The organism is Bosea sp. PAMC 26642 (assembly GCF_001562255.1).
Taxonomy (GTDB): domain Bacteria; phylum Pseudomonadota; class Alphaproteobacteria; order Rhizobiales; family Beijerinckiaceae; genus Allobosea.
In genome coordinates, this window is record NZ_CP014301.1 from 3,298,165 (window position 1) to 3,324,557 (window position 26,393).

Here is a 26,393-nt window from a genome sequence, read left to right on the forward strand (position 1 = left end):
CAACGGCGCCGACGCTGCACCGTGGTTATAGTCTCGACCCGTCAGAAAAGGGCCATCATGGGCTTTCAACATGTTAATTAATGGAGAATGTTTATACGTTATCGGCTATGCACACCGCTCCTACAAAAGGCGTCTCAAACTATTGAATAAATGGAATCTTGGAATTTCACTTATTAAGTGACTTAAATTCTATTTTTATGTCAATTAATAATCTATCATTTCATTAAAGCTGCTAATTAAATAATCAAGTTCGCGTTCAACATCCAGTGATTTCGAATTTGAGTTTATAAGGTATGCCCTAACAACCGATTTGGGAGGTACAGGAAATTTTAATTTGAAGCTTGAACGGAATGCACTTAAATAATCACAGCCGAGCACAACTATATTCCGAAGATGACTGGCTATTACTTTAGCGTCTTGGCATGCCGCCTCTGCCAACGTTTTTCGGAAGCCTTCGTTATCTGACGAGAGCGCCTCCAGAAAGTAAGGACGCACGGTGGGCCCGAATATGCGCTCAAGAAAGTCCACCGCGGTTGGCTGCTGGACACGCAAGAATAGTGGCGTCAAATACATATCCCCATCAACGACGATGTCGTCGAAATCCGCCTCAATTTCAAACACGGTGGGAAGGATATATCGGAGGTCATCCCGGACCGCCTTAAGCGATTCCGCGCTCTCCCGATCACCGTAGACAGTCATCCAGCGCGTGCCATTGTTGTAAACGGGGCGCTTTTGAGCCAACTGCCCTGGCGCGACTTGAACGAATTCAGCCATCGAATGCGCATGACGCGACCAGTCTGTGAAATTCTTCATCGACCGCGTCGAGAAACCGTACATTGCGACGCGCTCCACAAACCGTTCAATGTCCGGAACGGAAATTGGAAAACTCGCGTAAAGGATTATTGGTCTTGCCATCGCCAAAGCAGCCTTATATATTTCGTCATTTACAGGGGATTTTTGGCTAGATATTCTTCAAGTTCCATCTGAATTATAGTCTCCTGGCGTTCGTATAGAGGGGTGCGATCTCCTGGAGGAAGCATGAACGCATTAGTTATGCGCGACGGATCTACGGGCAATTTGATTTTGAATGCCGACAAATATAAACTTCCATCGTGATTCAGTATTTTATTATTATAGAGATGTCCGGCCACAACATCTTGATCCCGGCTGGCGAGGTGCGCGATCTGCTCAGGTGACTGGTTCCCGTCCCGTAACATGGACAGATAGGGCAGAATCGCTTGACCGTAGACATCGGCCAGCCACTCAGGATCCCGAGAGCGGTTCGCGGTCGCAAGGGCCTCGATCAGATTCATCCTAGCGTGAACGGCGACGTTACCCCAATCGATCTGCATCTCGAAAATGGTCGGCTGAATGTAGCGATAATCGTCATGGATCGTTACGAGGGAGGCGGCGCTTTCACTGTCACCATATGCCGTCATAGCGAAGACGACGGCCTCAGAGGCGGGCATCGACTCGTCGAAGTATTGCTGCTCTGGGACACGTCCCAGCCACGCTCCGTGCAACGACACGGTCGCTTTTGAGAAGCCCTCCTTCGCGACACGCGAGACGAACTGCTCGACACGCGGGATCTGAAGTGGAATGCTGGCATACAGCGTCAGTGCGTTGACCATGGCTCAATCCATCTCTTGGCTAGGCTGGATCATCGAGGTTCGGGGAACGCTTGGCGGCTCGGCGCAGACGAGCCTTTGCGGCACGTTCGTCCCAGGCACGAAGCGACCAGAGCGAGTCTATCGTCATGAGCTTGCGGCGTTCCCAGGCGCCGGGAACATACTGTAGGATACGATAGGAGCCGTAAGGCTGCCATTCGACGTACAAAACGAGCTTCTGGCGGTAGCGGATGGCAAGTTCGCCGCCGAGGTCTTTCGACGAGGGAAAATATCCCCCGCGATCGGGCTTATTGGTTTTTTCAGCTTCCGATAGCTGCTTGTAACTCGCGACTACGATAGAGAACTCATCGTATTTTACGGATTTGAGGGTCGTTCCACCGATCATGGTATATTTCCCATTGATCTGAGTGTACGAGTCAGCTTGCTCGGCGAGGTGCTGGACCCACTGCTCCTTTGATGGCTTGAATGACAACATGCAGGCTCTCGTTTGCAGCAAAAGTGAACATAGTTGGTTCACATATTTCATTTGAAATAATATATTACGGCACCGGTCGGCTTCGGTGCAAATTGTATTATATATATGCAAATCTATATCGTTGGCATATCCGAGTAATATCTTATTAGAGCTGCCGGCTATGGGCTTGGATAACGCATATATTCAGATAGCGATTTTCAAACGCCCTTGGCGTCACGCCTTTCCGATATGCTTTCGAGTATCACGCGCGGCATAGCGACAGCCGGACAACCGATCACCTGCCAACCAACTACCAAGGCCCTTGAAGGGTAAAAGTGTTCGACCTGAAACATACCTGTCGGCGGAGCTATTCCGCGGCGCTATCCGCACCAGATGCAGAGATCAAAATGAAACGGCTTCGATCCTTGGTCGCCGCTTTTGCGCGCGTCACGACGATGCCCCGTCGCCCAAGGAGTGGCGTGAGCCTGGTAAGCTCTCCGGAAAGGACCTTTGCATTGATAGGGAACTGCCGGCCGCGCCGCGGCGGCGACTGCCCCTGAAGGGTCTCTAGCAGCTGGGTTGCGGTACCCGACCACTCCGAGCGCCGTCCCATCAACATGATAATGGCACTGCCAACCTCATCGAGATCGAGCACATCCCCACTGGCTTCGGAAATGTTCTCTCGATAGGCCACCATAAAGTCTCCCGGCTTCCAATGAGCCGTCTCGATGGCGGTTCCCCAGACCGCGAAATCGGCCATTCTCGGTAGGTCTTCAACGACAGTAGTGGGGAGACGGCTCAAGCCATGCGCAACGACGTCCAGAAGGCCTGCCATGATGGCCGGCGCATCCTGCTCGAAGCGATGCCAGAACGCAGCCTCGGTGATCCGAGCGGCCGGCGGTATTGGCGCGAGCTCGATGAACACGGCTCGATCGGCCAGGTCAGCACGGCTGATGACATTTACGATGCCGTTGATCAGGATTGGCCGGCGGGCTGACAATACAACCTCCTCGGCGTCCGTGAACAACCGGCGCTTGCCATCTTCCTCTCCCGTCGCAAGGCGCGCCAACCAATCGGAGATCGCGTTGAGAATCACGGAAACGTTGTCGAACGCCAACAGGTGCGAGTGCAGCGCTGCAACATCGAGATCGCTCTTCTTCGATGGGAGAGCACGCCCTGGAGCCGTGCCGCCATCTACAAGCCGGCGAAGGACCTTTGAGACCGTCGACTTAGACGATCCCTGCTGGCCGTAGATCATGAGGACTGGGTAGGGCCCGATGGGCCGCAACGAGGCAGTCAGCCACGCGACAACAAGCAAAAACTGACCATCGGTGAGGTTGAGATGCCGCCGCAGCAGCATGACGTTACCAATGCCCGCTGGCATCGGCAATGGCTTGGATGACCGCCGGAAATGGACTTCTGGCTCGTCAACCACAGAATAGCCGGCGGAAGTGACCGAGATCGCGCGGCCAGCAGCATCCCCAAGATCGATGCAGATGCCATCGTCGATGGGAGCCGTGCGAAGATACATTTCCTTTTGCGGAGCGCCCAGCGCTTTGTCCGCGAGGGCCTGCAGGACCGCGCTGAAATGGCTCTTCCTGAGAAAGCGCTTTTCTTCGCCAAAAAATCTTTGGCGGGCCATTGCCCCAAATTCAGCCGAGCGTAGGTTCATCACCTGCGGCAAACCGTCGACAACGACGGAAGCATAGGACTGACCATCGGCGCGGAAAAGGGTGACATCATCCTCCAACAGGGCAAGCGCGAACTCCGCATCGCCAACACGCCTCGCTGCTTCCTGCTTTTGTCGGCTCGTCAGCGGATCGTCTGGGATTTGCCGGCCGTCCGACAGTTCCAGCATCATATCGATCGCCCGGCGGGCGGTTGAAGGCGTAGTCCCGCTTGCTCGCTCCTCGGACTTTGAGGCCTTTGATTGATCTGGCTTGTCGGTCGGTTCGTCGCGCTCGGGGGTGGTCAAGTGTCACCTCCTCGGAGTCGTCGTTGGACGGGGCGAGGATAGTGCAGGCACCTCCGAAGACAGGACGCCTGTCGTGCAAGCGTCAAAGCGCTGCCATTGGGCAGCGCAGGTCGCACCAATGGCGGACACGCTGGCATAGCGCTGCTTGACGAGATCAAGCGTATTGCGCCGGCGCGCTGTCTCCTGCGCTAGCCTAATCGTTTCCGCCGAGAGATCCTGTTCCACGCTGCCAAGTGAGGCGCGGTTGGCATCGCGTTCCTGCTTGAGCCGGATGATCCCCTTCAACTCCGCGGCGTCGCCAAAAAGCAGCTGCTGGCGTAGCGCAACCGGCAAGCTCGACAACGCCTGCAGGGCGTGGGCCAAGCCGGAATGCGGATTGGATGTTTCGGCGGCGAAGGTGACGAGCCAATCCAGGCGAGTCAGTCGCTCCGCCGTGGGAAGATCGCCGAGCAACCGGACGATATCCGCCAGGGCCTCAGCCCGATCACCGCGAACGAGAGGCGGCGTTTTGAAGCTGAGCCGACCTATCCAGGACAGGGTGTCCGGCGGCAGCGGCTCGCCCACGACATCCCTCACAAATTTGACCGCGCGGTCACCAACCGAAATTCGCGCCATCAAGTCATTGGGGGCTAGTCGATCCGCGTCGGGCAAATGTGCCCGCACTACGGCAGCAAGCCTCGCATCTACGCTGCTGACCAACGTAACCCCTGTAGACGGGAGCGCGGCAATACCTGCCAAGGTTATCGCCGCCCCGATCAAAGCCTGAGGCAACCCCATCGCCCAGAGCTTGATCATGAGGCGCTCAACGACGGTGCGCTGCGCGTCCTCAGGAACGAAAATACGCTTCCAGAGCGGGACGCTAGCCTCGAGTTCCCGGATGCGCCGGTCCAGCTCATCTTTGCTCATTTCAAGGCCCCTCGGAGGCCGCTTGAAGGGCGGTGTTGAAGGACGAAGACTGCTTGCGCAACCAGCTCGCGATAAACAGCTGAACGGGGCGGTCGAAGATGCCAATCGCGTCCTGGCGATCCTCGGCGTCTTTGATTTTGGAGAAGCGACCAAAGGCTATGTCAGCGAAGGACAGGCCATAACCCACCGCCTCATCCGACCAGCGAGCGCCGGCATCCTGCATGTCGATTTCGATCACGCCCTTGGCCAGCATCTCGGCGCGAGCCTTCTTCGCGATCCAGCCGGCGAACATAGCAAGGGTACGGCCTTGGCTGAGGTTTCGGACAGCAACGACACCGATGTTGCTAGTCTTGACGCGGCTGACGAAGCGATAGGCATTATTTTGAACGAAGGTAGAAAGCGTTAGCGGTCTGATGACAACGAGCCGGATGCCCATTGAAGCCAGATAATCGCCATACTCGGGCAGAAACGCTCGAATAGCGGTTTCATCCCGCGCGCCGCAGTCGATCACCGCGTGGTCAAATTCGCCCGACGCGACACGCTCGCCTATGTATTCGAGCTGACCCGTCCACTGGACCTCACTTAGATCGATAAATTCGGAAGCTCCGACCATTTTCTGAGTTCTGTTGGCGCTGTCAGTCTCCCCGACTAGGATCTTTTTCGAAGGATCCTCTCCGTTGGACAGCGTGTAGGTGCAGATCTCGGCAATCCTGCTCTTGCCCGTTCCTCCCTTGTTCTCCAGCACGAGTGCGATGATTTTGACGCGAATGTTGCTGCCGGCCTTCTCTAAGATTTGAGAAGTTGATGGCGGTGGCACCATGGTCTTCTGGTCGGGTGTGACGGGTGGCTTGGTAGGAAGCTTTATCGACATCGGATTTCCTTTCGTTGGGTTGACAAGCGCGCCGTTACTTCAGCCGCTCGGGTGCCGCTTCATCCATGGCTCGGTCTAAGGGCTGGTCTGTCGATCGGTGCCCGGTGGATGCCTGCGCGCTAACGCGAACGGATGGCTTAGCGACGGCTGTCGTTCCAGCGTCGCCTGAGGATGAGGTATTAGGCTTGTTTGCCTCGACCGACGGACTTCGAGAATCGTCGAACGAGCCTGACGAAGCTTCGGAACCGTCATCAACGAGCGCTCCAGCCGACGCGACAATCGGCTCGATCCGGTTGTTGACGCGGCGAAAGCCGAGTCGGGCTAAACGCTCGTCGAAGACGCCTTGCTTGATCCGGGACCGATATTGCCGGACCGACTCTCCGCTAAGGTCGGAGAAGCCGGAGGCTGCCCGCAGCATGGCAGCGATGCGTTCGAAAACCGCCTTGCCGCCCTCGCCGCTGCCTTCGGCCGCCGCCAAAATAGCGTCAATCTCGGGCAAGGCTGCCGCCACCACCATCCAGACGTAACCTGGCTTTAAAATTCGAGTGCCGGTCACTGCACGCGCTTCTTCAGCCATCGCCGCACGGATCTCTTCCATGCTGCTTTTCGTCACTGCACCGCTCGCATCTAAGTCGGACATAAGTCTCTCCTGGACGTATAGTTACATGTATCGATACTCGCCGTGTAGTTGTATTTATCGTATCTCATTTATATCGCGATAATTCATGATACGTGACGGTTAATTGATATGATATGACCTTGATATTAACGCGGATAAATCTAATACAACTGGAAATTAGAGATCTATAGAGTCTATAATGCGCAAGTGTGGGCGAAGTTTACGGCGCGTTGCTTGAACTTCGCACTTGCAAGGGGCTTCCGCCCCGTTGACCCCGAAACCGCTCGAGCGGTTGCGCCCTGCGGGGCGCCGGCTCCGCCGACCAAGGAGAGTTCCAATGACGACAGAAGGAAACCGCTTCCCCCATAGCCTGGCGTTCAGGCTCGATGGGGCGACCTTCGAGAAGCTCTGCGACGCCGCCAGCGCGCGAGGCGTGAAGCCCGCCGCGCTGGTGCGCGAATACGTCATCGATCTGCTCGGGAGCGCGATGAAGGCGCCTCGATATCGCAGGATCCCGCACGCCGAGTTGCTGCGCGAGGCGCTGGTCGAGTTGCGGCGCCAGGGCTCGAATCTCAACCAGCTCGCCAAGGCAGCTAACATGAGCGACGACACGATGATCGCGACTGACGTTGCGGTCATCAGGAGCCAGCTCGACGCACTTTCCAGCCTCGTCCTGGATGCGCTGGGTGTGGAGACCACCGTCTGATGATGGTCTTCACCGACGTCAGGTCGATCGGCAATCTCGCAGAGCACCTGGGAAAGGTTGGCCGCGGGAGTAACCAGCTCGTGGTCATCCGCCAGGATGAACTGCGCGGCGTTCCCAGTGATATCAGCCTGGCACTCAGGCTCATGGCTGGCGTTTCGCGGGCCTCGCCGCGGGTGAAGTACGATTTCTGGCACGTCAAGATCAGCCCGAACCATGATCTGACAGATGCCGAGCTGAAGCGCGTCCTTGAGGTTTACGAGGCTGAATATGGTATCAGCGGGGCTGTTTTCCGCCACGTCGTCGAGCACCGAAAAGGGCGAAGGCCGCCGCATTTTCATATTAATTACAGTGCTGTAGATCCTTCGACCGGCCGGGCCCTGCGCAATACCCGTTCGAAGGAGCGAGACGAACTGATCGCCCGTAAACTGGAGGTCGAGTTCGGTGAGGCTCTCGTGCCCAGCATTCGCGTCGAGCGCGTTGCGCAGCTGTTGCGGGAGCGTGAGGAGATCGAGCTGGCCGAAGTGGTCGCGCGTGGCCCTAAGGCCGAACGCGGCATGCGCCACCCCTAGCCGGCCGTACAGGAGGCTGCGCGCCGTGACGTGACACTGATTGAGATCGACGAGCGCTTGCTTGCGCTCTGGCGAAGCAGCGGCAGCGATTTGAGGCGCTTTGCAGCGGCATGCCCCGAGGCCGGGTTTGGAATTGCCATGGGCCACAAATCCGTGACGCTTTTTCACCTCGAGAGTGGTCTGCCCACCTCGCTCGTTCGGCATGTCAACCTTGTCTCCAAGGCTCATGGTGAGGGGGCCCGGCTGCTCGAGCGCGATGTCCGCGAAGTGCTGGGACGGCTTCCGACTCTGAAAGAACTCCAAGGCACCTACGCCCGAAGCTCCGTTCAGCGCGCTGGCCAGGCCGTCGAGTTTGAATTCGATCGGTTTATCGGGGAATGCGAGGCCGACGGCGACACCATCGTGGACGCGAAAGCAAAGGCTGCTAAAGCTCGCCTTGCCAACCGCCTGTCTGACCAGGAGGGCCTCGAACTCCGAAATCGGCAGGCCGCTATTCGCGATCGCTTTCGCCAGCGCGATCGGATTCGGAAAGCGCGCGTCAATCGCGCGTTTTTGGCCGCTCGGATATTCGCCACCCCCCAGATGAAAAAACTCGTGTTCTTTCTCGCGGCCGGCGCTGCTGTGCTGACAGGCGCTGGGGTTGTCACAGCGTTGATCGGCGCAGGAATGGTTGTTGCTGCTCTGCCCGATCGTCGCGATGCGCAAAGGGTGAGACAGGCGGCTAACGCCGAGCGGAATTCGGATCAGGCCCTTCTGGTGGAGGAAGTCAGGAATGCGGGCAGGGCATTCTTCGCCAGGCGCGCGGCCTTCATCCGTAAAAGCCAGGAGGAGGCTCGACGCGCCCAGAAGATGCGCATACAGATGATCAACAGTCGGAGGCGGCGAGGTACGGCCGCTGACTCCACTGTTGCTACGACACGGGTCCGTGCCGTGCGGAAACCCACTCGCAATCGGAATGGTCCCGAGCGATAAGGTCTCTTCTAAGGCGGGGCGAGCATATAGGATTTGCATCTGTGGCGTATCTCTGAGGTATCCACCCCATAGATGCCGGCTGGTCCGCTAAGCCGTCTCGCTGTTCCCAGATTATTTCCAATTAAGGCAGAGGTCTCGACCGAAGTCGGGCGGCAACTGTCGCAGTCGTGTCGCTTCCGCCGAAAACACGCCACAAACGATATCGCCGTCGCGTGCGAGATGCGCCATAAACTGACTCTGGCCGCCTGCCGCAAAGCGGACATCCAAAGACAGGTCATATTAAAGACAGGTCATATTGGCGCGGACAATTCCTGGCGCAGCTAAAACGCGCCGCAAGCAGTTGCAGTGCGATTGCCGGAGACGTTCGGCCGCTCGCCAGCCCTACCAAGATAGCATCTCAACCAGTCCGCCTGAACGATACTCAAATCCGATCCCGCGCCGTCACAGGACGTTCGCGCTGATTCGTAGGCGTTCGTGCGCCAGCATGCCAGTGATCCAGTTGACGAAGGCGATGATGTCGGGATTGGTTCGATCTTCTCGGCGATAAAGCAGGCGATGTGCAATCGCGGAAATCCCAAGCGGCCCGAACGGCATAGCCAGCGTGCCGCGACGCAGGTGGTCGCGCGCCTGCAAGGTCGATTCAAGCGCGAGGCCGAGCCCGTCCGCCGCGACCGCCAGCGCGAGATGGGCGCGGTCGAACTGCAGGCCGCGCGGGTTGAGCGGCACCAGCGGCGCGTGCCTGGCCGACCACTGGTCCCATGGCACCACGCAGCGCAGCGAATGGATCAGCGGCACGCGGGCGATGTCGGCGGGGTTCGTCAGGCGGTGCTCGGCGATGAAGCTCGCGGACGCCATCGGCACGATCAGTTCCTCGGCCAGCGGCACCGCCTCGCAGGATTCCGGCACCGGGCGCGCATACTGGATATCGACGAGGATGCCGTCCTGGCCGAGCCGCGCCGGCTCATGGCTGGCGTAGAGCGCGATGTCGATCGCCGAATGCTCGCGCAGAAATTGCCCGAGCCGCGGCACCAGCCACAATGTCGCGAAACTGGGCGAGCAGTGGATCGGCAGGCGACGCACGCCTGCCCCCGATGCGACGCGGCTGGTGGCGGTCACGAGCCTGGCAAAGCTCTCCCCGATCGAGGCACTGTAGGTCAGCGCTTCCTCGGTCGGCACGACGCTGCGCTTGACGCGCAGGAAGAGCTGGCGGCCGAGCATGCCTTCGAGCGCGCGCATCTGATGGCTGATCGCAGACGGCGTCAGACTCAAGAGCTTGGCCGCGCCGGCGAAACTGCCGGCCTCCATTACGGCACGGAAGGTCGAGAGCCACTGCAGGGGCGGCAGTCCACCGATCATCAGCGAATGCTGCTCATCAATACCGGCATCCTTATTCGTTATTGCTCGACTATTAGCCTATGCTAGCACTTGCCAATGAGGAATGCAGCTCATCAAAAGAAGCTGCTGACGACTGGGAGAAGACGTCGCCCGCGACAGGCGGGGGGCGGAGATCGGCGGGAAGACGTTAGTCCGCCCGTCAGTCGCAACCGGCCGCCATGGCGGCGCGGCGCAAGCTTTTCCGTATGTCGGTTTCTCGCTCGATGAGGCTGGCCCGATCCCCGATCGGCCAAGGCGGAAGGCTGAGACGACATGAACCTGCATCGCATGCTGCTTGAACGGAAGGCTGCCGGGAAGCCGGTCACGGTTGCCATCATCGGCGCCGGAAAGTTCGGAACGATGTTCCTCTCGCAGGCCCGCAACACCGACGGCATGCATATCGTCGGCGTCGCCGATCTCAACACCAACAGGGCCCGGTCACAGCTCAAGCTCGCCTGCTGGCCCGACGAGCAGTACGCGGCCGCCACGATCGACGACGCGCTCAAGAACGGCGCGACGCTCATTTCCGACAATGCCGACAGTCTGATCACCCATCCCGCCGTGGAGGTGATCATCGAGGCGACCGGCGATCCCGGCGCCGGCATCGCCTTCGCGCTGAAGGCGATCGAGCACGGCAAGCACATCATAATGGTCAATGTCGAGGCCGACGCGGTTGCCGGCCCGATCCTGGCGCGCAAGGCGAAGGCGGCCGGCGTCGTCTATTCGCTGGCCTGGGGCGACCAGCCGGCCCTGATCGCCGACCATGTCGACTGGGCCCGCGCCGCGGGCTTCAAGGTCGTCAGCGCCGGCAAGGGCACGCGCTACCACCCCACCTACCATCAGTCGACGCCCGACACGGTCTGGGACATCCTCGACAAGTATATGAAGATCAAGGATCGCAATTCGATCAATCCCAAGATGTTCAACTCCTTCGTCGACGGCACGAAGTCGGGCATCGAGATGACGGCGGTCTGCAATGCGACGGGCCTGCACTCGCAGGCGGAGGGGCTCTCGTTCCCGCCGGCAACGCGCTTCGAGCATGCCGAGATCTGCAAGCCCAAGGCCGATGGCGGCGTGCTCGAACGGGCGGGCGTCACCGAGGTCACGTCCTCGGTCTATCGCGACGGCACGGACGTGCCGCATTCGCTGGTGATGGGCACCTATGTCGTGTTCGAGAGCGACAGCGCCTATAGCGAGGAGTGCTTCCGCGAATACAGCATGCTTCCCGACAAGAGCGGTAAGTATTCCTGCCTCTATCGGCCGATCCACATGATCGGGCTCGAGCTCGGCATCTCGGTCGCGTCGGCTGCCCTGCGCAAGGAAGCGACCGGCGCCCCCATCATGTTCAACTCCGACGTCGTCGCGACCGCGAAGCGTGCGCTCAAGGCCGGAGAGATGCTCGACGGCGAAGGCGGGTTCTGCGTCTGGGGCAAGCAGACCCCGGCGTCGGCCTCGCTCGACCAGGGCTATCTGCCGCTTGGCCTTGCCCACAACGTCAAGCTCAAGGCCGACATCGCCGAGGGCCAGCGCCTGAAATGGAGCGATGTCGCCTATGACCCCGCCAACATTGCCGTGAAGGTCCGGCGCGAAATGGAGGCAGCCTTCGCCCGCCCCAATACACAGGCGGCGTGACCGACGCGCTGACGGGGCGCGCATCCGCGCTCCGTCTTGGCATCCCAGAGCCCGAGCAACGGGCCAAACGATAACAGAGGAGGAAACACCATGACCACCAAGGGACGATTCATTCCGACACGCCGCGCGGCGCTCGGCGGGCTTGCCGCAGGCGCTTCGCTAATCGCCATGCCGGGCGTGCTCAGGGCCCAGAAGATAAGCTGGATCGGCGCCAACGCCGCCTCCCAGCAGGATTTCATCGGCATCAGCCTCGACTTCTTCGGCAAGCGCCTGGGCGAACTCAGCAAGGGCCAGATCGAGGTCGCCAGCCATCATGGCGGTGCGCTCGGCGGCGAGCGCGAGCACGTCGAGGCCGTGCTGCAGGGCGCGATCCAGATCGCGACGCCGGGCCAGGGCGTGGTCGCCGGCTGGTATCGCCCGGCCGAGGTCTGGACCCACCCCTATCTGTTCAAGGACGTTGCCCATAAGGACCGCGTCTGGGACACGATGCGGGCCGAATACCAAGAGGACATCGCCAAGACCGGCAAGCTCAGGCCGCTCGGTGCGATCCCGCGGATGCCGCGCATGCTGTCCTGCAACCGGGTCGTGAAAGTTCCGGCCGACATGAAGGGTCTGAAGATCCGCGTGCCGGAAACGGCGCTGTGGCGCCGAACCTTCGAGCTCTTCGGGGCCTCGCCGACACCCCTGCCCTTCCCCGAGGTCTTCCAGGCCCTGAAGTCGAGCGTGATCGATGGCCAGGAGAACCCGATGGGCCTGACCTTCAACTCCGGCATCTTCGACGCCAATACGCATCTCTCGCTGACAGAGCACATGATGCAGGACAACTGCATCCTGATGGGCAACGACGCCTACCAGAAGCTGACCCCAGAGCTGCGCCAAGCGGTCGATAAGGCGGCGCGCGACATGGAAGCGGAGATGCGGCCGAAGGTGATCGCCGACGATGTCCGTATCCTGGAGCTGATCAAGGCCAAGAAGATCGTGATCTCCGAGGTCGACAAGGCCGCCTTCACCGCGACGGTGAAGAACCTGGCCACCGAGTTCCCGGCCGGCAAGAAATGGGCCGACCGCATCGGCCAGATCGCCTGACGCGGTCATCTCTGCCGCACCTGCGCACCGCTTCGGTCACGGGCCGGAGCGGTGCGTGAGCGTCTCGGGCCCCCGGCAAGAAATCCCGGCAAGACAGCGGAGCTTTGCGCATGAAGGCGCTTATCGGCAGGTTATCGGACCTCGTCACCGAGGTCGCCAAATTCGCGCTCGGCCTCTGTGTTGCGGCGATCGTGCTGATCACGCTCGCCGCGGTATGGTGGCGCTATGTTGTCAACGCGCCGATCTCCTGGATCGAGCAGGTCTCGAACATCCTGTTCATCTGGATCACCTTCGTCGGCGCGGCAGTGCTCTACCGCCAGAAGCTGCATATCGGCGTGGACATGTTCATCGGCATGCTCAAGGGCCGCGCCCAGCAGGTGATGTTCTGGGCGATCGAACTCGCCAACCTGACCTTCATCGTGGTGCTGTTCATCTACAGCGTGAAGCTCTCGATCGACGTCCTGCCCAACACCTATGGCGCGCTCGATATCACCCCGGCCTGGTTCTATGTCTCCGCGCCGGTCTCCTGCGCGATGATGATGCTCTATTTCGTCGAGAAGATCGTCGATCCCTCGAAAAGGCAGCCGGTCGGCGTCGCGGGGGAGTTCTGACGATGAGCACCATTCTGATCGGCAGCTTCTTCCTGTTGCTGGCACTTTCCGTCCCGATCGCGTTTGCGATGGGGCTCGCCACCATCGCCGCGATCATGGCTCATGGCTCGCTGCCGATGTCGATCCTGGCGCAGCGGACGCTCGTCGGCGCCGATTCCTACGCGCTGCTGGCCATCCCGTTCTTCATCCTGGCCGGGAATCTGATGAATGGCGGCGGCATCACCCACCAGATCATCAACCTTGCCAACGCCATGGTCGGCCGGTTCCGCGGCGGTCTGGCGCTGACCTCGGTGACGGCGGCGATGATCTTCTCAGGGCTCTCGGGGTCGGCTGCGGCCGACGCCTCGGCGCTCGGCAAGGTTCTGATCCCGGCGATGAAGAAGCAGGGCTATGGCGGTGGCTTCGCCGCGGCGCTGATGGCGTCGGCCTGCGTCAACGGGCCGATCATCCCGCCCTCGATCCCGCTCGTCATCTACGGCCTGTCGGCGGGCAAAGGCGTCTCGATCATCGCACTATTCCTCGGCGGCATCGTGCCGGGCGTGCTGCTGGCGCTCTCGCTGATGGTCGCGGCCTACTGGATTTCAGTGAAGCGCAACTATCCCGTCTCGGAAGCGGTGCCGGTTCGCCAGATTCCCCGCCTGATCCTCCCGGCGAGCTGGGCTTTGATGATGCCGGTGATCATCCTGATCGGCGTCACCGGCGGCGTCGTCACGGTCACCGAGAGCGCGACAATCGCCGTGGTCTATGCCGCTTTCATCGGCTTCTTCGTCTACAAGGAACTCAGCATCAAGACGATCTGGCCGATCCTGGTCCAGACAGCGCTCGATACGGCGCTGGTGATGTTCATCATCGCCCTGTCGTCGGGCTTCGGCTGGCTTCTGGCGGTCTCGGGCACACCGCGCGCCATTGCCAGCTGGATCGCTTCGGTCTCCTCGGATCCGACGATCATCCTGATGATGATCAACGTCTTCCTGCTGATCATCGGCATCTTCATGGAGCCGCTACCAGCGATGTTCATCCTGATACCGGTGCTGGTGCCGGTGGTACAGGCGGTCGGCATCGACCTCGTCCATTTCGGGCTGGTGATGGTGTTCAATCTCTGCCTGGGGCTGATCACGCCGCCGGTCGGCATCCTGCTCTACATCTGCGCCAACTTCGCCAATGTGACGCTCGAGGAGGAAAGCCGGGAACTGGGTCCGTTCCTCGGCGCCGGTTTCATCGTGCTGGTGATCATTTCGCTGTTTCCGGCGACGGTGCTCTGGCTGCCGAGGTTACTTGTAGATTACGGCCGGTAGGTCCCGTCGCGGAGCAAACAGGCGATCGGGCGGCGGCGTGAGCCCAAGACCCTGTCAGGCAGTGCCGAACGATGACGCCGCGTAATCAGGAGCGATGAGATTGCCCGCAAACAGATGCTGAGGGGCTCGAAGGGCGCGCCGCGCCATGAGCTGACCTTGCCTCCCCGCCCAAAACCCGACGTACAGAGCCGATCGTTCTTGTCAGCGCGCGACCTCAGCGCTGATCGATCGACCGCGTTCGGCTGCCTATCGCAATTCCGTTGCCGCCACCGGCCGCACGGCCTGCGCGAGCTGATAGAGCAGTCGCGCAGCCAACCGCCTGTGCCCCAGAGCATCATGACGCCCGGCGCTCTCAAGTTGAAGACCGAGCGAGTCGCCGACGGCGCCCGATACGACACTCGCGCAGGAGATTCGCAGCGCCTTGAGCTTGACGAAGGCGTTCTCGATGGGAGAAGTCGGGACTATAGGCCGGGCGATCTGCCACTGGTTTGTCATCCAGGGCGATTAGTGCCTCGGCAGGTTTTACGCCGTGTGGCGCGGTGGGAGCACGCCGAAACACGATCTAAATAATTGATAATTAAGCTGCAACCTCCTGAAGGAAAACTTGTACCTTCTGCTCAAGATTTAGTGTCGATACTAAAATATTCTCGGCTAACTCAGCTACGTCATTTGCGGAGCGACGTGTTTCGCCAACATGTCCATTGGCTTGTGCTACAGCGGTGGCAATCTCTTCAGTATGCCGCGCGGTCAGAGCTAGATTATGCGAGATTTCCGCCGTGGCCATTGATTGTTTCTGAACGGAGGCAGCTACGTCTCTTGTATTGCCATCGATTTCGCCGAGTCGGCCAGCGCTGCTTTCAATCGACGCGATGGCCCCGCGGGTGGAACGCTGCACATCATCGATCTGTTTCGAAATTTGCCCAGCGGCCGTTACAGTTTGCTGGGCAAGCGATTTGACCTCCGCAGCGACGACGGCAAACCCCTTGCCCGCCTCGCCCGCACGAGCAGCTTCAATCGTCGCGTTGAGTGCAAGCAGGTTGGTCTGTCCCGCGATCGCCTGGATCATGGCGACAATGCCACCTATCGCGTCGGTGGCATTAGACAGGCCTTCAATCGCGTGATTGGCGCTGGACGCTTCTGTGCGCGAGACCCCCACCAGCGAACTGGTAGCTCGGAGCTGCTCGTTGATTGAGCTGATCGAGTTCGACAAGTCTGCGCTCGACTGCGCCGCGACCCTTGTGTTGGCAGCGGCGGCTTTTGCCGTAGCAGCCACTTCGGTAACGTAGGCCGAAGTGTCATCGGCGGATCGGGATAATGCGGTGCCTGTATCGCGCGCCGCCGTTGCAGTGGCTGCAACGGTGGCCAGCGTCTCGCCGATCTCGAGTTTAAACCGGCGGATCGCTTGCTCTAACAGCTCGCGATACCGGTCTTTTTCCTCGTGCAATGCCGTTTCGGCAACCGCTCTCTGCCGGACCGTTATGTCTTCATGGGTCGCTACCCAGCCGCCATCAGAAGTGGGCCGGTGGCGGATCTCAAATATCCGCCCATCCATTAGCTCGACAATCGTATCGGAGGGCTCATTTGACCCTTGTATCTTGTCTCGCCACGCGACGTATTCAGTCTGCGTCATCTTCGGATAAGTGCCGGCGGCAAATCGCAGATCAACGATTGTTGGGAGGGAGCACCCTATCTTCACCCTCAGGGGGTCCAAGCCGTAAAGCCTCAGATAGGCCTCGTTGCACATGACCAACTGGCGTCCAGCGGTGAATTGGCAAACACCTTGCGAAAGCTGATCCAGAACGCGCTGAAGGCTTCGATTGCGTCTCCGGCTTCGCATCCAAGTGGCCGAGACCATGACCATCAGGACAACGGAGGTTAGCGCGATGAGTTCGGTCAGCGCCGGGATGCCAAACAGTTGAGACAGGTCAGACTGCATCGCCAACGTCCGCCAAACTCGTGGTCGCCTCTAGATTTTGCTGCTTACGCCACGATCTGCGAAGGCGAATAACAATGTCTTACCGCGCTTACGATCACGGTGGAGCTTCTGAGAATGCTGAGCAGCTTCTATGCAGTGACAGTTGGGGCTGGCTGACCGGATGCGACCGCTGCGCCGCCGCTCATTCCACTGCCTTCGTTGCCTCTGACAATGACGGTGTTGGAGGCAAATGGTACGCCGGCCTCGTTCAATCTGGCATATATGCGCTTAAGGGCCTGGCGCTGCAGATGTGTTGGATTGTTCGGCTTGGCCGTGAACTTGCACCGTATAACGATCGCGCCGTCCTGGATCTCTTGCACGCCCTGCATCTTGAGTGGCAGCAAGAATTCCGAGCCCAGTTCGGGATCTTCAAGCATCTCCTGACCAATCTTTTTGATCAGCTTACGTGCCTGTTCAATGTTTGCGCTGTGATCCAGCCGGAGGGAGAATTTCATAGTCGCCCAATCGCGCGAGAAATTCGTGGTGGATTGGATTTGCCCGAACGGTATTGTGTGGACCTGCCCGTTTTGATGCCTGAGCTGGACCGAGCGGAGGGTAATCTTCTCAACCGTGCCTTTCAGATTGCCGATATCGATGTATTCGCCGATCCGAAATGCATCGTCGGTCAGAAAGAAGACGCCAGATACGACATCCTTGACAAGTGCTTGGGAGCCAAACGAGATGGCAAGCCCGATGACCCCAAACCCTGCGAGGAACGGGCCTATCTGGACTCCCAGGCTTGCAAGCATCACTAGCGCCGTGACGGCAACGACGCCGCCCAGCCCGACGCCCTTTAAGAGCGGCAGAACAGTCGCAAGCCGAGTCCGAACAGGCGCTTCGCTCCCATCCTCATCGATTGGAATGCCGGAGCGAGCTTTTGGGGCATGCGCAGCGAAGTAGGTCGACAAGTATGTCCAGATGATCCAGCCTGTCACGAAAGCGGTGCCAGCAGCCAGCACGGCTTGTAGTGCTGCGACGGCAGCGGTGGACTGAATATCACTCAAATAATCTGACCAGACCAGTGCCAATACGCCGAAACTCGTCAGCCACATGACCCCAGTCGTCAAGTTGGATGCGACCGCTGCCAAGGCGAGTCTGGCCGGACTCGACCCGCTTCGGACAAGCGCCCGGGAGGTCAAGGTGGAAACGATCGCGCCGGCGCCAGCCGTCAGTATCGGCAGTATGACGACCAGCAGCTGAGTGAGTGTGCCGGGAGCGCCAAGCCGCGTGACGGTCGGAGAAACCGCGCCGATCCGGTTGACCGACCAGATAAAGACCGCGACGGCGATAAAGATCCAAGGCAAAGCTGACCCAGCGAGCCGGCGGAGCAGGCCGGGTTTTGACGCAGAACTAACGTCTCCTCGCGCCAGTGCTGCAATATCGTGCCTTCCGCCCCAAAACCACGATAGCCTCAGTGCCAAAACGATCGTGCTCGCGATAAGGAACCACCCTTCGAGAGAGACACGCTCGCCGCCCACCTCCTGGCTCAGCCGCACGGATTGCATGAGTATGGGCTGGATTAGCCCGTACGCCAGCAGCATTCGCCAGTGCCATTGGGCGTGCGGCAGCGGCAAAAGGCGACGCTGGGGAGCTTGAGGGGCGAGCAGGAATCGGCCAGCGATGATGTAGAGGCCGAAGAGGGCTAACGCGTCGAGAGCGCTTTGGGCGATCGAACGCGCGAGGTCGGCCTGTGGAAGTAATCCATCGAGCGCGAGGCGCCCGCTGGCCGCGAAAGCGGCAAGAGTGGCAATGTCGGGAGCAGCCGCTGCTGTCGCGGCCCACAGTCGAGAGATGAAATCACTAGTCGCTTCGTCCCTCGGGCGGCGAACGAGCGGCTTTACCACCATGCGCATCCCGGTCGCTACAGCGCCCGCAATAGCAACGACCGCGATGATCAGCATTAGCGCGCTTCGGCCCGAGCCGTTTCGATTTTCAGCCCATGCTAGGTATGCCTTATCCAGTACATCGCCGACTTGACGTACCCCGGTAAAGCCATTCCCAAGCCCCTGCCAGAAGGCCGTCCAGGGCGGCAACGGCCTCGACGGAGCAATTGTCTCACCGCGCGTATCAGGAGCAGATACTGCTTCGGTTCGGACGATGATATTTGATCCGTTTCGCGCGAGTTCATCTGCGAGACGTCCGATGCGGGCCGGATCATCGCTCGGCTGGACCACAATTGTCGTCTGCCGCACCTCGGCATCGGCCGATATCAAGGTCGCAACGTTGATAAGGATGACGCCTGCGAAGAGAGCACGCGCGCGCGACGACAAAAGCATCACCAACCCCGGTACGATCCCCCAAAATGAAGGCTTCGGGCGAAGCTAACGTGGGTCAAGGGGCATGACTAGATCAGCTTACATCTGGTAGTTCAGATCATGCGCCTTCAGCAGCCGACAGCCGCGCCGGCTTTCCATCAGTCGTGGGCGAAGGCAGGTCTGCTTTCTCACTTAAACTTCCGGAAGAAGCCAGTCCCGGCACGGCCGAAGTTCGGTCGTTCGCCTCACGGCAATCGACATACCCGGAAGCAGACGCTCCCAAGGGCCGCAATGGTCCAAAAACGTCGGTCGCTCGTGGCGAGTTTCGCCAGAACCGCCAGCCGTTCGCTCGGACGAGATGCGCAAAAGCCGTCCTCCCGCTCTGGGACGACATGCGCCAGCTTTCCTCGTTGGATGAGCCGGTCGCTGGTAAAAGGTCGTGTCCAAAACTATAGGAGACAGAACGGTTGGAACCCATCGAAGGGAACCCCCGGAACTGCGCACGTCAGCCTTTGTGAAGGAGAGTGAGCGGGCCGGGCCTAATGCTCCGACCTTTGGATATCCGATGACCTTGAAGACCCCTCCGGGCGGCGAACCGCGCCCGAACGATGCCGAACTCGAGATGTACGCCCGCGCCTACCGGCTGCGTGCGGAGGCCGACACCTTCTACCTGCGTTGGCAGCTGCATACCGCCCACGCGATGCTGCTCGAACATGATCCGACCCGGATCCATACCGAGCATGGCCTCAACGGCCGACAGATCGGCGAGGGTGCGCGGATCGCGGCGCGCCGCTTCGCGCTGCTTCTGGGCGAGCCGCCGGCGTTCTCCGAGCCGCTGCTGCGCCTCAAAATCGCATGTTATGAGGCTATGATCATCGACGCCGACGAGCTCAAGCGTTCGCGCGCGGTGGCAATGATCGAGGCCGCCATCCGGCGCGACGCGCAGGACCTCGGCATCGTTCTCGACGAAGGCCCCGTCATGCCCGATGAAGGCGGCTGGCACTGAGGACGGCGACCATGTCCTTCATCTTCTACGACCTCGAAACCTCCGGCCTCGCCCCGCAATGGGATGTGCCGCTGCAGGCCGCCTTGATCCACGCCGATGCCGATCTGAAGATCCAGGCAGAACTCTCGTTCCGGGCGCGGCTGCCGGCGCACATCGTGCCTTCGCCCGGCGCGCTTCTCGTCACAGGCGTCACGCCAGCGATGCTCGAGCAGGCACCGCTCTCGGTCGGGGACATGCTCGGCCTCATCGCCCGGGCCTTCAACGAATGGGCCCCGGCAACGATCGTGACCTACAACGGTCTGCGCTTCGACGAGGAGGTGTTGCGGCATGCCTTCTTCACGCACCTGCTGCCGCCGTACTCCAGCCAGGGCCCCGGGCTGAAGCGGGCCGACCTTCTGGTCATGTTGCGCGCGGTTCGGTTGCTTGAACCAAACGCTGTGACGATCCCGATCGGTGTCAACGGCAAGCCGTCGATGAAGCTCGGCGACGTCTGCCGCGCGAACGGCATCGCCCTCCACGAGGAGGATGCTCATGACGCGCTCGCCGACACCCGCGCCACCCTGGCGCTGTTCCGGCATCTTCGGGAGGTGGCCCCGTCCACCATCGCGCGGATGCTGGAGAATACGCACAAGTCCGGACCCGCAGCGTTGCTGGCCGGTGACGAGCCCATCCTGCTCGGCGGCATGAACGCGATGGTGCCGGTCATCGGCATCGCGCCGAGCCCGCGCAACGCCGCAGCCTGGGCCGTGGCCGACCTCTCGGTCGACCCTGCAACCTATCTCGACGGCTCGTTGGAGGAGATCGCCGCGCTGCTGACCGCCAAAGGACCGCGCGCGATCCGGACGGTCCGGACCAATGCCCAGCCGATCCTCGTCGGATGGGAGCGTGGGGCGCATGCCCTGCCGGCTGATCGCCTTGATGACGCCGTCTACCGCCAGCGCGCGCGACAGGTCCGTGATCACGCAGGCTTCCGCAAGAACCTGCTGCAGGCGCTTGCCAACCAATATGCCGATGCCGAGCCGTCGCCCTGGCCGGAAGCTACGTTGTACAGCGGTGGCTTCATCAGCGACGAGCAGATGCGCCTGTCCCGCCGTTGGCGCGAAATCGACTGGGTTGAGCGCCCGGCCTTCGCCGATCAGCTGTTCACGGACGCCCGGCTGCGCGCCTTCTCCAATCGGCTCTGCTTCCTTGAGGCCGCCGAGCACCTCTCGCCGGCGGCCTGGGCGAAAAGCCGGGACTGGCTGCGCCATCGTCTCCAGACCGAGGACGATGTGCCGTGGCTGACGCTGTCGAAAGCGCTGAAGGAGATCGACGGTCTTCGCGCTCAAACCGAAGCTGGCGACGACGAACGCCTGCGTCAGATCGCGGAGATCGAGCGCTGGCTCGTGGGGCGCCAGCAGGAACTCGCGCGGGCATCCGCCGCTTAGCCCCATCACAGGACGGACAAGGACGAAGGCCCGCGCGCTCCCGCTCGCGGGCCTTCGTTCGTTCCAGGGGAAAGGAGGTCAGCGCTGCCAACTGGGCAGAACCCCGCACAAAAAGGGACAGACCATGACGGATACCAAGACCAAGAGCAGCCTCGCTGATGTGAAAGCAGAGGTGTGGAACGGCGCCGTTGTCGACGAGCTCGATGCCATCGCGCAGCAGCGGCCCTGGGGAGATGGCGACGCCGAAGGCTACAGCCGCGTGCTGCAGGGGCTTCCCTCGCTTCTCGACGTCGCCGCCCGCGCCCGCTACCACGCGTGCCAGGTCGAACGCTTCCTCGATCTCGCCAGCCGGACGCAGGACCACGGGCTGATCCAGGGCCGCTTGCAGTGGCTGGTCGCGTTGACGATGCTGAACCACGCCGCGACGCTCGCGGTCGCGCTGCTGCCGACCAGCGACACCGTCGACGACTGGATCCGCGGCGACGCCGGCGAGAGCGTCGTCGAGGCGGCGAAGCGGCATCAGAAGACGGCGACTGCCGAACTGGCTCGTTCTGCCTTCGGCCTGGATACGCCCACGGTGAATGCGGCCCTGGCGTCGCCGCGGGCGTTCATCGCCGGAGCCGACCGTCTCCTCGCCGTGACGAACGCACTGGCGCCCAGCAGGGACAGTGACGACTACGCCGCTGGGGTTCACGGGCTCGAGCGTGGCAAAACGCTGACCGACTACGTCAGCGATCACCTCGACCTCGAGTACCGCCTCGATTCGGTCCGGCTCCATCTGCGCCGGGCCGACAACTTCGCCGCAGAACTCGAGGATGGCGAGATCAGCCCAGACCAGCGTGATCGCCTCGGCCGGGCTCAGGCCGGGGCGATGATCCTCGCGCTCGCCGATCTCGGCCGGATCGGGCTCTGGCCCGCCCGCGATCCTGGCGACCATCGGGTCAAGGCCGAGGCGCGTGAGCTGATGCGGGCGCGGCAGTACCCGGATCGGCAGAAGGCCATCGTCGAACTCGCGTTCGTGATCGGGCAACAGATGGAGGCCGGGCTTGGGACGCTCCGCGCGCGCCTGAGCAAGGCCGAGGTCTGACGGGTTGCGAAGCGGTGCCCCGATCTCGGTAGCCAACAACACGACAACAGGAAGCGCCCAGGACGGCAAACCGACTCAGGACCTCGCAAGAGGCCGCCAGGAAGCCCTCAGGCTTGCAAATCGCTGGCTTCCGCCGGCGGTTGGAAAAGGTCGGTTGGCGCCAGGTGGCCTCCAGGACGGCGCTCCCACCACAATCCTGACCGGGCACCGAGCCAGGACGGCGACAACACGACAACGGGACGGTCAGAACCGCGTCAGACCAAATGAAGGCGCTCCCACGGGGGCGCCTTTCTCATGTCCGGAGATCGAAAGGTGCAGCGACTTGGCTGTTACCCCACACGGAAGTTTTACATGACCGACGAAACGCATTCTGTTCCTCTCGACGACGAGCCTCTCACCCAGGACGTCCACCCGATCACCGAGCCGCTCGGGGCGCTGGTGGCGATTCTGCCGCATGATCCGCTGATCGCAGACCTGATCGCGCTTCGCCGCGCCACGCCCGATCTGGCAGAGGCTGCCCGCTCCGCGACGTTCTTCGAGGCGATGGTCAAGGTGAGCCCGCTCGGCGTCGGCTTCGGGCGGCTCTTCGGATTGGCCCAGGCCGGCCTGCAACTGCTGGCGGCAGCCAACGAGGCGATCGTCGCGATCTGGCCGGTGGACGACAACGAAATCGCCAGGGCGAAACTCTCGCTTCACCCCGATCCCGAAACCCAGCGCAACCTGCGCGGTGACCGATATCTTCGCGTGGTGCTCGCGGCCCTCCATCCGGGCTATCTGCGTGTCTCGGCGCCGGCGAAGCCGACCCCGGATGATCGCGCGCTGGTGTTCTGGCCCGTGGGCCACGAGGTCGGTGCCAGCGACGCGGCAACGCTTCCGACAGGAGATGCCTACGGCAAGGCCGAATGCGAGCGCCTAGCGATGTTCGCCTTCAGCGGTCCCAAGGTGGCGCCGCTGATCGAGCGAGCCCGCGAGCTTCTGGCGGCGTCCGACCAGCTTCGGGGTCAGGCGATGCGGCTGGGGCCGGATGCACTCGAACTGCGGCTGGCGTCGGAGGGCGCGCTGATCTCGGCGTATTCGCTCCTCGCGCAGGCCGCCCTCTGGCCGAGCCGGGACGATGCCGACGACATCGCCGCGAAGGTCGACTTGATCACGCTCGTCAACAGCCGCGTCAGCTCGGACGATCCTACCCACATGATCGCCACCGTGATGCTCGCCTATGAGCGCTCGCGCGAGGCGGTACGGCTGGGCAGCGCGCCCTTCCGGTGGCGCCACCCGGACGTCGCCTGGAGCGACATCGTCTGACGGGGAAAATTTCCCTCAGATCGGCGTCCCGATCAGTCCTGGAGGCGCCCCGCGCGGGGCGCCTTTCTTGTGTCCGGGAAAATCGCAGGGAGCAGCGACATGGCTGTCACCCACGTAAAGGATCACTCCGTGACCAACGAGAACAACAAGGGCGTGCCGGCGCCCAGCAAGACCGGCGCCATCGAAAATCCCGGGCATCAGATCCCTGGCGATCCCATCGCCATGATGACCGGCAGCATCGGAGACGACCCCAGCCTCAGTGAGCTCGCCGCCTTTCGCAACGGCGCGCCGGATCTCAAGTTCGCGGCTCGCAAAGCCAAAGAGTTCCTGGACGAGTCGATGCGGATCAGGCTGGCAAGCACTGATATCGAAGCAGCGCATCGCGTCGCCGCCGGCCTCATGCTGGTCGGACTCTCCTTCGTCGCCACGGTCTGCATCTGGCCGTCGGACAGCCTCGACGAGGTCGAGGCCAAGCTCGCGCTGGTCAAGGTGAACAGGGTTCATGGCGACGACCAGGAAGACGACTACGCCCCCATGCTCGAACCCGATACCGCGCGGCGGATCAGGGTCCGGCGCGCCGCCTTCAACGTCGGCGAGCTGATGGTGCCGCCGCAGCCCGCCGGGCCGGCATCGATCGATCGCGGGCTCGCGACCTGGCCGCTGCAGGGCCTCGACCTGACGCTGCTCCTGCCGCAGCGCGGTGGGGTGCCGGTGTTCGCCGACCAGCAGCCGAATATCTGGTCCGCCCTCCTGACGACGCCGCCAGATCTCGATCGGCTCGCGGATCGTGTCGAGCGCCTGCTCGCGACGGCCGACCGGCTGTTCCTGCTTGCCGCGCGCCCCGGCGACAACCATGCCGAGCTGCGCCAGGCTGCCGAGGGCGCGCAGATCATGGCGTACCTGAATGCCGCGCAGGTCGCGATCTGGCCGGTCGAACGCGGCTCGGCCGGGGTCAAGGCGAAGTGCCGGATGGCGAAGGCGATCGACGATCGCGCCTGCCGTTCAGATCCGCTCCATATGCAGGCGGCCGTCCGCCACATCTTCGAGGAGTCCACCTGGTTGACCAGGCTCCTCGGGGCCGAGCGGATGGCCATCAAGATGCCAACCTGGACGGAGATCGTATAGTCCCGTCGTCGGCGCTCAAACGGGTTCCATCAACCGACGAGCACATCACATCAAGAGGGCGGCGCCGCGAGGTGCCGCCTTTTCGCATTCAATCGGGGCTCGCGGAGGGCCGGACCGGCCACCCCGCGGGACACTCAGGTTTCGCGGCGCCGCGAACCAACTCGATGACCAAAGACGAATACGACTTCCAGTTCGCTGACCCGGCACTTAAGGCACGCGTTGTTAGGGCGAAGCGGGCAAAAAGGCAGAAGACTCTCAGTGAGACGCCGGCCCCGTCGCCAGACGCCGTTCGGCCTCCGTACCAAATCGCTCTGTTCGACGCCGATGCGCTTGCTGCTCGGCTCGGTACGTCTCCAGGCTACCACGTTGATCCAAGCGAACATGTGGCCGACGACAACGGGCTCGACCGACAGGTCAAGCTCTGGGCTCGTCTTCACAACGATCCACGTGGACCGTGGCGTAACCAAATCCGTCCTGACGTTGCCATGATCGAGCGCGTCGCCGCGCTCGTCGTCACTGGTCCTCACTTCCGTAACGTTATCGGCTGGATCGTTCGGGCTATGCAGCTCGCTCTGATCTGCGGCCGCCCCCTGCGTCTCGATCCCTGCTGCCTGCTCGGTGATGCCGGCATCGGCAAGACGTTCTTCGCAACAGAGCTCTCCCGAGCGCTGGGCGTGCGTTCCGAGTTACTCGCCATCAACGTCATGACCGACCGTGGGTCGATGCTCACCGGACTCACGCCGGTATGGCGGGGGTCACGTCCTGGCCGTGTCGCGCAGGCGCTGATCGACGGCGACAGCGCCGCCCCCCTCTTCATCCTCGACGAGATCGACAAGCCATCACCGATCAACCCCGCAGAGGACCCGCTCCAGGCCCTTCACTCGCTCCTGGAACGCCAGAACGCCCAGGCGTTCACCGACGAGTTCTTGGAGTTTCCGATCCGGGCCGATGAAATCCTCTGGGTCACAACGGCCAACAGCCTGAGCCCGATGCCGCCTTCGCTGGTCGACCGCATGATCGTCTTCACGATCGATCCGGGTGAGGCAGACAGGCTGACCATCCAGGAATCGATCTTCGACCGCGCCAATGCGGAGGTCGCAGACTCTACCTTCATCCGACCGGCGCAGAGCCTGTTTCGCCTCGCCCGCGACTACAACGCCCGGACGATGACGCGGCTTTGGCCGGCCGCGATGGCGATCGCCTGCGCGGACGGACGCCGGGAATTACGTCAGCGCGACATCACCGATGCCGCGGCGCTGGTATCCGGCCAAGGCCAGACAAAGCGGTCGATCGGCTTCATGGCCGCACAGCGCATAGCTGATGTCGGACACCGATGATCGCCTGTTCGCATCGAGTACACGACGGGACGTACCCACCGCAGAAAGTTCGAAAGAGGGAACGACGGAATGAAGGCTCTGGGGAGAGTACCCCCGGAAACTTCGCTCAGGCACTAAACGAAAGTCAGATTATGAAGATCAAGCCCCGGCCTGGCCAGATCGGCCGTACCATTCAGCCGCC

At 61.6% G+C, this 26,393-nt stretch carries 24 protein-coding genes; 13 read left to right on the forward strand and 11 right to left on the reverse strand.

What is annotated here, in order from left to right; translation table 11 throughout:
• Positions 1 to 204 precede the first annotated feature (204 nt).
• The 7 genes from AXW83_RS15895 to AXW83_RS15925 all read right to left on the reverse strand — a co-directional run bounded on the left by AXW83_RS15895 (position 205) and on the right by AXW83_RS15925 (position 6,474).
• On the reverse strand, positions 205 to 813 hold the full coding sequence (locus AXW83_RS15895) for a hypothetical protein (protein ID WP_156640106.1): 609 nt from the start codon (positions 811 to 813) through the stop codon (positions 205 to 207).
• A 131-nt stretch (positions 814 to 944) separates the two neighbouring features.
• Entirely contained in the window at positions 945 to 1,631 is a 687-nt protein-coding gene (locus AXW83_RS15900) for a hypothetical protein (RefSeq protein WP_066615044.1), read from the reverse strand.
• A gap of 19 nt (positions 1,632 to 1,650) precedes the next feature.
• Entirely contained in the window at positions 1,651 to 2,103 is a 453-nt protein-coding gene (locus tag AXW83_RS15905) for a hypothetical protein (protein ID WP_066615045.1), read from the reverse strand.
• Between the two features lie 346 nt (positions 2,104 to 2,449).
• The gene (locus tag AXW83_RS15910; RefSeq protein ID WP_156640109.1) at positions 2,450 to 4,057 is read right to left on the reverse strand and encodes a hypothetical protein; all 1,608 of its coding nucleotides are present in this window, start codon (positions 4,055 to 4,057) and stop codon (positions 2,450 to 2,452) included.
• A 3-nt stretch (positions 4,058 to 4,060) separates the two neighbouring features.
• Positions 4,061 to 4,963, reverse strand: a complete 903-nt coding sequence (locus AXW83_RS15915) for a hypothetical protein (RefSeq protein WP_066615047.1) — start codon at positions 4,961 to 4,963, stop codon at positions 4,061 to 4,063.
• 1 nt (position 4,964) lies between these two features.
• On the reverse strand, positions 4,965 to 5,834 hold the full coding sequence (locus AXW83_RS15920; protein ID WP_066615048.1) for a hypothetical protein: 870 nt from the start codon (positions 5,832 to 5,834) through the stop codon (positions 4,965 to 4,967).
• A gap of 34 nt (positions 5,835 to 5,868) precedes the next feature.
• Positions 5,869 to 6,474, reverse strand: coding sequence for a hypothetical protein (locus AXW83_RS15925; protein WP_066615049.1), 606 nt, complete (start codon positions 6,472 to 6,474; stop codon positions 5,869 to 5,871).
• Between the two features lie 316 nt (positions 6,475 to 6,790).
• Between AXW83_RS15925 and mobC the strand changes: the two genes are divergently transcribed.
• Genes mobC through AXW83_RS15940 form a run of 3 tightly spaced genes read left to right on the forward strand, consistent with a single transcriptional unit; the run spans position 6,791 to position 8,700 of the window.
• Positions 6,791 to 7,159 (forward strand): plasmid mobilization relaxosome protein MobC, encoded by a 369-nt coding sequence (gene mobC / locus AXW83_RS15930; protein WP_066615050.1) that lies wholly within the window; start codon positions 6,791 to 6,793, stop codon positions 7,157 to 7,159.
• A complete protein-coding gene (locus AXW83_RS15935; RefSeq protein ID WP_066615051.1) occupies positions 7,159 to 7,728 on the forward strand; it encodes a relaxase/mobilization nuclease domain-containing protein in 570 nt (189 codons plus the stop codon). Before mobC ends, AXW83_RS15935 begins: the two co-directional genes overlap by 1 nt.
• Before the next feature lie 30 nt (positions 7,729 to 7,758).
• Positions 7,759 to 8,700 (forward strand): hypothetical protein, encoded by a 942-nt coding sequence (locus tag AXW83_RS15940; protein ID WP_066615052.1) that lies wholly within the window; start codon positions 7,759 to 7,761, stop codon positions 8,698 to 8,700.
• Between the two features lie 441 nt (positions 8,701 to 9,141).
• Here AXW83_RS15940 and AXW83_RS15945 read toward each other — a convergent pair whose 3' ends face one another.
• Positions 9,142 to 10,056 carry a LysR substrate-binding domain-containing protein gene (locus AXW83_RS15945; protein WP_066615053.1) on the reverse strand — a complete coding sequence of 305 codons (915 nt, stop codon included), beginning with the start codon at positions 10,054 to 10,056 and terminating at the stop codon, positions 9,142 to 9,144.
• 291 nt (positions 10,057 to 10,347) lie between these two features.
• On the opposite strand from AXW83_RS15945, the gene AXW83_RS15950 reads away from it, so the two are divergent.
• The 4 genes from AXW83_RS15950 to AXW83_RS15965 all read left to right on the forward strand — a co-directional run bounded on the left by AXW83_RS15950 (position 10,348) and on the right by AXW83_RS15965 (position 14,698).
• Positions 10,348 to 11,706 carry an NAD(P)H-dependent oxidoreductase gene (locus AXW83_RS15950; protein WP_066615054.1) on the forward strand — a complete coding sequence of 453 codons (1,359 nt, stop codon included), beginning with the start codon at positions 10,348 to 10,350 and terminating at the stop codon, positions 11,704 to 11,706.
• Between the two features lie 90 nt (positions 11,707 to 11,796).
• Positions 11,797 to 12,792, forward strand: a complete 996-nt coding sequence (locus tag AXW83_RS15955) for a TRAP transporter substrate-binding protein (RefSeq protein ID WP_066615055.1) — start codon at positions 11,797 to 11,799, stop codon at positions 12,790 to 12,792.
• Between the two features lie 110 nt (positions 12,793 to 12,902).
• The gene (locus tag AXW83_RS15960; RefSeq protein WP_066615056.1) at positions 12,903 to 13,403 is read left to right on the forward strand and encodes a TRAP transporter small permease; all 501 of its coding nucleotides are present in this window, start codon (positions 12,903 to 12,905) and stop codon (positions 13,401 to 13,403) included.
• A gap of 2 nt (positions 13,404 to 13,405) precedes the next feature.
• Positions 13,406 to 14,698: a TRAP transporter large permease gene (locus tag AXW83_RS15965; RefSeq protein WP_066615057.1), complete on the forward strand. Its 1,293-nt coding sequence runs from the start codon at positions 13,406 to 13,408 to the stop codon at positions 14,696 to 14,698.
• A gap of 246 nt (positions 14,699 to 14,944) precedes the next feature.
• On the opposite strand, the gene AXW83_RS27555 is transcribed toward AXW83_RS15965, so the two are convergent.
• The 3 genes from AXW83_RS27555 to AXW83_RS15980 form a co-directional block, all read right to left on the reverse strand.
• Positions 14,945 to 15,193, reverse strand: coding sequence for a hypothetical protein (locus tag AXW83_RS27555; protein WP_066615058.1), 249 nt, complete (start codon positions 15,191 to 15,193; stop codon positions 14,945 to 14,947).
• A gap of 82 nt (positions 15,194 to 15,275) precedes the next feature.
• Positions 15,276 to 16,634 (reverse strand): methyl-accepting chemotaxis protein, encoded by a 1,359-nt coding sequence (locus AXW83_RS15975; RefSeq protein WP_066615059.1) that lies wholly within the window; start codon positions 16,632 to 16,634, stop codon positions 15,276 to 15,278.
• A 128-nt stretch (positions 16,635 to 16,762) separates the two neighbouring features.
• The gene (locus AXW83_RS15980) at positions 16,763 to 18,949 is read right to left on the reverse strand and encodes a mechanosensitive ion channel family protein (RefSeq protein ID WP_082767176.1); all 2,187 of its coding nucleotides are present in this window, start codon (positions 18,947 to 18,949) and stop codon (positions 16,763 to 16,765) included.
• Positions 18,950 to 19,550: 601 nt separating this feature from the next.
• On the opposite strand from AXW83_RS15980, the gene AXW83_RS15990 reads away from it, so the two are divergent.
• From AXW83_RS15990 to AXW83_RS16015, 6 genes are all read left to right on the forward strand, one after another.
• Entirely contained in the window at positions 19,551 to 19,934 is a 384-nt protein-coding gene (locus AXW83_RS15990) for a hypothetical protein (protein WP_156640113.1), read from the forward strand.
• A gap of 65 nt (positions 19,935 to 19,999) precedes the next feature.
• A complete protein-coding gene (locus AXW83_RS15995; RefSeq protein WP_236841688.1) occupies positions 20,000 to 21,361 on the forward strand; it encodes an exonuclease domain-containing protein in 1,362 nt (453 codons plus the stop codon).
• 124 nt (positions 21,362 to 21,485) lie between these two features.
• Positions 21,486 to 22,448 (forward strand): hypothetical protein, encoded by a 963-nt coding sequence (locus AXW83_RS16000; RefSeq protein ID WP_066615064.1) that lies wholly within the window; start codon positions 21,486 to 21,488, stop codon positions 22,446 to 22,448.
• Positions 22,449 to 22,799: 351 nt separating this feature from the next.
• Positions 22,800 to 23,750, forward strand: coding sequence for a hypothetical protein (locus AXW83_RS16005; RefSeq protein ID WP_066615065.1), 951 nt, complete (start codon positions 22,800 to 22,802; stop codon positions 23,748 to 23,750).
• Positions 23,751 to 23,879: 129 nt separating this feature from the next.
• Positions 23,880 to 24,875: a hypothetical protein gene (locus tag AXW83_RS16010; protein ID WP_066615066.1), complete on the forward strand. Its 996-nt coding sequence runs from the start codon at positions 23,880 to 23,882 to the stop codon at positions 24,873 to 24,875.
• A gap of 164 nt (positions 24,876 to 25,039) precedes the next feature.
• Positions 25,040 to 26,212: an AAA family ATPase gene (locus AXW83_RS16015; RefSeq protein WP_082767177.1), complete on the forward strand. Its 1,173-nt coding sequence runs from the start codon at positions 25,040 to 25,042 to the stop codon at positions 26,210 to 26,212.
• Positions 26,213 to 26,393: the final 181 nt, after the last annotated feature.